This window comes from Arthrobacter sp. C152 (assembly GCF_054890965.1).
The window spans coordinates 25171-31329 of the sequence record NZ_JBTZSU010000042.1 but is presented as its reverse complement, the minus strand read 5'-3'; the positions used below and the strand labels follow the sequence as shown (position 1 = coordinate 31329).

General features: G+C 65.2%; 3 protein-coding genes and 2 pseudogenes. 1 reads left to right on the top strand and 4 read right to left on the bottom strand.

The window, feature by feature from the left end; translation table 11 throughout:
- From istA (ACYSM9_RS19430) to ACYSM9_RS19415, 4 genes and pseudogenes are all read right to left on the bottom strand, one after another.
- Positions 1-811, bottom strand: an 811-nt coding sequence (gene istA / locus ACYSM9_RS19430; RefSeq protein ID WP_461858592.1) for an IS21 family transposase, incomplete at its 3' end; no start/stop codon positions are given.
- A 198-nt stretch (positions 812-1009) separates the two neighbouring features.
- Positions 1010-2752 carry a tyrosine-type recombinase/integrase gene (locus ACYSM9_RS19425; protein WP_461858591.1) on the bottom strand — a complete coding sequence of 581 codons (1743 nt, stop codon included), beginning with the start codon at positions 2750-2752 and terminating at the stop codon, positions 1010-1012.
- A 127-nt stretch (positions 2753-2879) separates the two neighbouring features.
- A complete protein-coding gene (locus ACYSM9_RS19420; RefSeq protein ID WP_461858594.1) occupies positions 2880-3572 on the bottom strand; it encodes a tyrosine-type recombinase/integrase in 693 nt (230 codons plus the stop codon).
- A 75-nt stretch (positions 3573-3647) separates the two neighbouring features.
- A pseudogene (locus ACYSM9_RS19415) lies at positions 3648-4792 on the bottom strand (IS3 family transposase); the annotation flags it as partial.
- A 225-nt stretch (positions 4793-5017) separates the two neighbouring features.
- Here ACYSM9_RS19415 and istA (ACYSM9_RS19410) point away from each other — a divergent pair.
- Positions 5018-6044 (top strand): annotated as a pseudogene (gene istA, locus ACYSM9_RS19410) (IS21 family transposase); the annotation flags it as partial.
- Positions 6045-6159 lie beyond the last annotated feature (115 nt).

The following is a 6159-nucleotide window of genomic DNA, read 5'->3' as shown; positions in this document are numbered from 1 at the left end:
CGGCAGGACAAGAAAAATGTAAACAACCCGGGATAACGGAATCCTCGGAATAATCTTTCGGGTGCCGCACCCTACCCGGCAGTACCGCCGCTGAATAATGCGCCGCCATCTCACGGTAGGCGTCGTTGAGGACGACTTCACCCTCGCGCGGGTGAGAGATCACCCCGGTCTTGAGGTTGTCGGGGACGATCCGCGGGACCGTGCCGCCGAAGAACGCGAACATCGCCGCATGCGCGCGCAGCCATGACTCCTGCCGCATATCCAACGTCGCCTCCACGAACGCATATCTGCTGAACGGCAAGCAAGCGACGAATAGATACACCTTCGAGAGCTCTCCCGTTGCCGGGTCAACGAGCTGCATCGTCGGCCCGGACCAGTCGACCTCGACGCTGCGGCCGGCCTTATGGCCAACCCTGGACGACGCGCCAGTAACGTTCGCGTAATCGCCGTAAAGCCTGCAGAACCGGTCATAGCTCATCGCCGCTTGACCGGCCCGGCTGCACCCGTCGAGATACTCCTGGTGCAGCAGCTTCAACGTCACCCCGACCCTGGCCAGCTCGCGGTGCACCTGAACCCAGTCCGGCTGGGCGAACACGCTCTCGCGCACCCCGCGACCGGGAAACAGCGCCAGATACACCTCGCCCTCAGACTTCTCCGCAACGTCGTCCCAACTGAGCCCCAGCTGATTCGCGGCATCGATCACCGCTTGAATGCTGTGTCTGGACATGCCTTGAGCAACCGAGATCGCTCTGCCGGACAGGCCCTGGTTGCGCAACTGCAAGACGAGCTTGGCCTTAATCTTCCGTACCATTACCGGTACTCCTTCCACCACGTGGCCGTCACGGGGTGGAAGGAGCTTTTCAGGTGGCGCTTAACCAAACCAACACTGGCGCTGAACAACGCAAATCGCGGGATCGCACCCCGGCACTAACCGGCACCACATGTGGGCCCCTCAAGAGCGAATATTCAGCGCAGGCGCGCTCGACGGTCGTGAGGGTGTTCGTGGTCGTCATCCTGCGGTGGCCTCGCTGATCAGTTTGTCGAGTCGTGTGATGAGTTGTTTGTGTCGGTCGGCTTCGGAGATCCAGCCTCGTTGTTCGGCGTCGCGGGCGAGTGCGTCGGCATCAACTCGTTGTGCGGCCAGGATCGGCAGGGAGCTGGGCTCGGTGTGGAAGCTGGGGCAGTGCTCACAAATATTTGCGTAGGCGCAGGCGCCCTGGGCGGGTGCCCGCAGGCAGAACCCTCCGGCCATGCGGGACTTCAGCAGCGGGGTGTCCTTCCAGTCTTTTCCGCCGGTGATGTCTCGGAGCGGCAGGCTGGTTCTGCCGGTGGCGGGTGTGCGTGCCTGTTGTTTGGCCAGATCAAGGGCCCGTTCGTATTCGGTGCGGACGGTGGCGTCGAACAGCCGTCCGTAGCGCAGGCTCATCTCTGCGGACATGTGGCCGAGCAGCGCCATCAGGGCCTGCAGCGAGACACCGGCGTTGACCAGGGCGGTGGCGTAGGTATGCCGTAGCTGGTGCGGGGTGATGTGTTCGAGCCCGGCGAGAGCTGCGGCGCGGTCGAGTTCGGCGCGGACCGCGTTCTGCGCGAGCCGCCGTCCGTGGTGGGTGAAAAGGAATTGGGCCGGGCGGCGGTAACGCGGGTGTGGCAGCGGCCGGCCGTGCGATCTGGTGTGGGTTATGTGGTCGATGAGCTCCAGGATCTCTTCATCGAGAGGGACCATCCGCTCGGTGTCCGGTTTGCCGAGGGGGACCTTCAGCCAGCTGCCGTGGCCGGGGACTTCATGGACGCAGTCCAGTTCAAGGTCGAGTAGTTCCCCGATTCGCAGCCCGCAGGAACGTTGCAGCCGCAGGGCGGCCGCGGCCAGTTCGTTTCCCGGGGACTCGGTGAGGATCTGGGTGAGGCGGCGGTCGATGTCGACGGGCAGGTAGCGGGGCAGTGTTTGTGGGAGCTTGGGGATGTCGTCACGGAACAGCAGCTTGCGTGGTGGTGCTTCGGGCCAGTCCCACTCGGTAATGTCGGTCAGGAACCCCATCAGCGCGAGCACCCGCCGCGACCGGTCAGCGACGGTGATTGTTTCGCCGTTTTTGGTGTTGAGGGCGTCGACCATGCTGGTCAGGTAGGGTTCGATGTGCTTGCGTCGGTCGAGGGTGGCGATGGAGTCCAGGTCAGGGTCGATGCCGGCCAGGAACTCGCCGAAGTGCTTGAGCCGGGTCGCGATCGTTGACACGGTCTTAGGCCGGCAGGTCGCGCGTTTGCGGTCCAGGTAGGCGATCATCGCTGTCCGGATCGGCGGACGCACCTGGGCCAGCCGCTCGGTCAACGGGACCGGGCCGCCGGCGCGGGGAAGTTCGTCAAGGACGCCGAGGTGGAACAGCACTCGTTGGGCGTTGCTTGCCGCCGCCAGGTAGTGGCCGTGGCCCTTGCCGGTGCGTCCCTGCCTGTCCCGGCAGGCCGCGGTGAACTCGGCCAGATCGGTCAGGGTGAGTTGTTCCAAGCGCCGTCCGGTTTGGATGAGGAGCCTTACCGGGACCTGGGAGCCGGTGGCGAACCGGACCCGTTCGGTGAATCCCAGGTCGGCGGCTGCGGTGATGAACCGATCGAGGTCGGCTGCCAGCGGGGAGGCCTGGATTTCGCGCCAGATGCTGGAGAGCTTGCGTTCAAGCAGGTAGTCATAGCCGGGCCGCAGGCCTTGGTGCAGCATCAGGAAGGTGATGATCGGCCGGGTAGCTGACCCGGCGGACAAGCGCACCTGCAGCGGCTCGGTTGCCCATCGCCCGGGGTCCGGCCACCGCTTGAAAAACGTCCTGGCCGCTGTTGAGTATGCGGTGTTTCCCCGACCGGTCCGACTCAGGTAGTCCAGGTAAGCGGTGTGCGGGTCACTGCTGGGAACGGATGCGATCGCGAGCGGCATCGAACTCTGCTTTCACGTGGGCCGGAGCCAGATGGATGTAGCGGGCCGTGGTGTCGACGTGGGCGTGGCCGAGCAAGGCCTGCATCACCGCCAGATCGATGCCCGCCTCGGCCAGCGCGGTCCCGAACGTGTGCCGCAAGGCGTGCGGGTGACCGCCAACGATTCCGGTCACGCCGCGGTGGTAACGGAAGACCGTGCGCAGCCCGGCAACGGTCAGCGGCTGGCCCCGGTGCGGCCCCTTGGCCACGAGAAACAGGCGTGTGCTGCCGGATTCGGGTCGCTCGGCCAGCAGATACACCTGGATGATGGAAGCAACGTCCGCGTCAAGCGGCACCCGTCTCTCCCGCTGTCCTTTGCCGAGCACCTGCAGCCATTGGCCGCCGATATCGACGTCCGCGATGTTCAGGGCCAACACCTCGGCCGAACGCAACCCGCAATAGAGCATCAGGCCCGCGATCGCCCGATCCCGCCAGGTACGAAAACCTGCCAGCAGCTCGGCCGCCTCGGACTGGGACAGCGCCTTGGGCAGCAGGCGGGGCTCGCGCAGCCGGAGTGAGGAGCGGTTCTTCGGCCGCCGGGCTGTATGCGTCAGCATCCCGCTCCGCTCACCGGATGCGACCCAACGTGCTTCCCGGCCCTTGGGGATCGGGTTCTTCATCTCCGGGTCCCGCATTGCGGCGAAGGCGAACAATCCTGAGATCGCGGCCAGCCGACGGTTGATCGTCGTCGCGGCGTACTGATCCAACCGACGCCCCGACAGCCTGATCACATTCGGTCCCGCCCTGCCCGGGACCTGGGCATCACGGCAGGCACGAAGGAAAAGAAGCAACACGTCAGTGCTCACCTCGGCCAGCGGATGCCCGGTACTCAGAAGCCACCGGCAGAACGCCAGCAGGTCATACCCGTAGGAACGCACCGTCTTGGGTGAGTAGTTCCTGTCCGTCAGATACGCAAGATACTCATCCACGAGCTTGAACTGTGGCGCATCCTGACCCCTGCCCAAAGATCCGGTAAGCCCGTGGTGCCGGAGGGACTCGACGAACCGGCGGGACCGGAACTGGGCCCCTCGATCCGAGTGCACCACTGTCCCTGCCGGGCGGCGTGCCCCCACCGCGTTCTCCAGCGCGGCGACGGCCAACGAGGACTTCATCCGCGAGTCCATCGAGTAGCCGACGATCCTTCCGGAATAGACGTCCTTCACCGCGCAGAGGTAGAGCTTCCCCTCGGCGGTGGGGTGCTCGGTGATGTCCGTCAGCCACAGCACGTTCGGCGCCACGGCGGTGAAATCCCGCTCCACCAGGTCATCGTGAACCGGCGGCCCCGGCTTCCGGTTCAGGCCACGCTTCTTAGAGAACACCGACCAGACACCGTGGTCCCGACACAGGCGCTGGACCCTGTTCTCACCCGCCGTGATGCCCTTCCCGAGTAACTCGTCGGCGATGAACCGGTACCCGAATGCCGGGTCGTCGGTGTGGATGTCCAGTGCGGCGTTGACCAGGTGCGCATCGATCCAATCGCGTTCCGTCACCGGACTGGCCCTCCACCGGTAATAGCCTTGCTTGCTGAATCCCAACACCCTGCAGGTCACCGCGACGGGGACACCGTCGGCGGCAAGATCCGTGACCAGCGGGTAAATCATTTTGGGTTGATGTCCCTGGCCAGATAGGCAGCAGCCCGGCGCAGAATCTCATTCTCCTGCTCCAACAGGCGGTTGCGCTTCTTCAGCTCCCGCATCTCGGCCGACTCGGCCGCCGCCGGGCCGGTCCCGGATTCCTTACGCTCCGCGATGGCAATCCAGCGCTTCGACGTCGTGACCGACAGCCCAAAATCCTTCGCAATCTGCGCCAGAGGCGCCTCGCCCTTCCGAGCCACATCAATAACATCCTGGCGGAACTCCGCCCCATAAGCTGTTAGCGGCCATGAAAAACTGCCCGTAGGCGGCCACGAAAATGCCCACTGACGGCCAGTAGAACTGCCCATCGGTGGCCATGAGATCTGCCCACTTCCTTACTTGTTCTGCCGCGTCTTAAGCGGCGGGGGCCTCTCCCCGGGATTTGATGACGGTGTCTAGTCGCATCGAATGTCGCCAGGAAGAGGCCCTGTATGAAGTCTGACGGAGAAATCATGGAAATTCTTGCTGCCTACGATCTGACCGGATCGTTGCGGGCAACCGCGGAGCTGACGGGCTGTTCCCATCACACTGTTGCCAGGCATGTTGCGGCGCGGGACGCGGGCCGGCCGATCGCTGAACCGGCGCCCCGTGATCGTGTCACGGACGCGTTCTTGCCCAAGATCGAGGAATGGGTTGAGGCGTCCAAGGGCCGGATCCGCGCGGATAAAGCCCACGAGAAGCTCATCGGGTTGGGTTATGCAGGCTCGGAACGGTCCACCCGCCGGGCGATCGCGCAGGTCAAAGCGGCCTGGCGGTTGGGCCACGTGCGCGTGCACCGGCCCTGGATCGCGGAACCGGGGATGTGGCTGCAGTACGACTTCGGCGACGGGCCACGGATCGGCGGGGTGAAGACCATCCTGTTCGTGGCCTGGCTGGCGTTCTCGAGGTTCCGGATCGTGATCCCGCTGCGGGACCGGACCGCTCCGAGCGTCTTCGCCGCGCTGGACCGGTCCTTCCGGATCCTGGGCGGTGCACCGACCTATGTCCTGACGGATAACGAGAAGACGGTGACCACCGCGCACGTGGCCGGGGTGCCGGTGCGGAACCAGCAGACCCTGGACTTCGCCCGGCATTACGGGGTTACCGTGCTGACCTGCCAGCCGGCCGACCCGGCCACGAAGGGTGGGGTCGAGGCGTCGGTGAAGCTGGCCAAGGCCGATCTGGTGCCGACCGATACGAATCTGCGGGCCGAGTACTCCACTTTCGCGGAGTTGGAGAAGGCGTGTGAGGTCTTCATGGACGAAGTGAATAACAGAGAGCACCGCGCCACGCGGCGTAAACCCGCCGCGGTGCTGGCAGAGGAGGCGCCCCGGTTGCATCGGGTCCCGGAGACCGCGCACACGGTCGCGTTTGGGCTCGCCCGCACGGTCCCGGAGAACACCCCGATGGTGACGTTCGAGAACGCGCAGTATTCCGTCCCGGCGCACCTGCTCGGGGCCAGGGTGTTCGTCCGCGCACACGGTCGCGTTTGGGCTCGCCCGCACGGTCCCGGAGAACACCCCGATGGTGACGTTCGAGAACGCGCAGTATTCCGTCCCGGCGCACCTGCTCGGGGCCAGGGTGTTCGTCCGCG

Excerpts from the sequence above, each read along its gene's own strand:
- ACYSM9_RS19420 (WP_461858594.1), bottom strand. The coding sequence starts at position 3,572 with ATGAAGAACCCGATCCCCAAGGGCCGGGAAGCACGTTGGGTCGCATCC.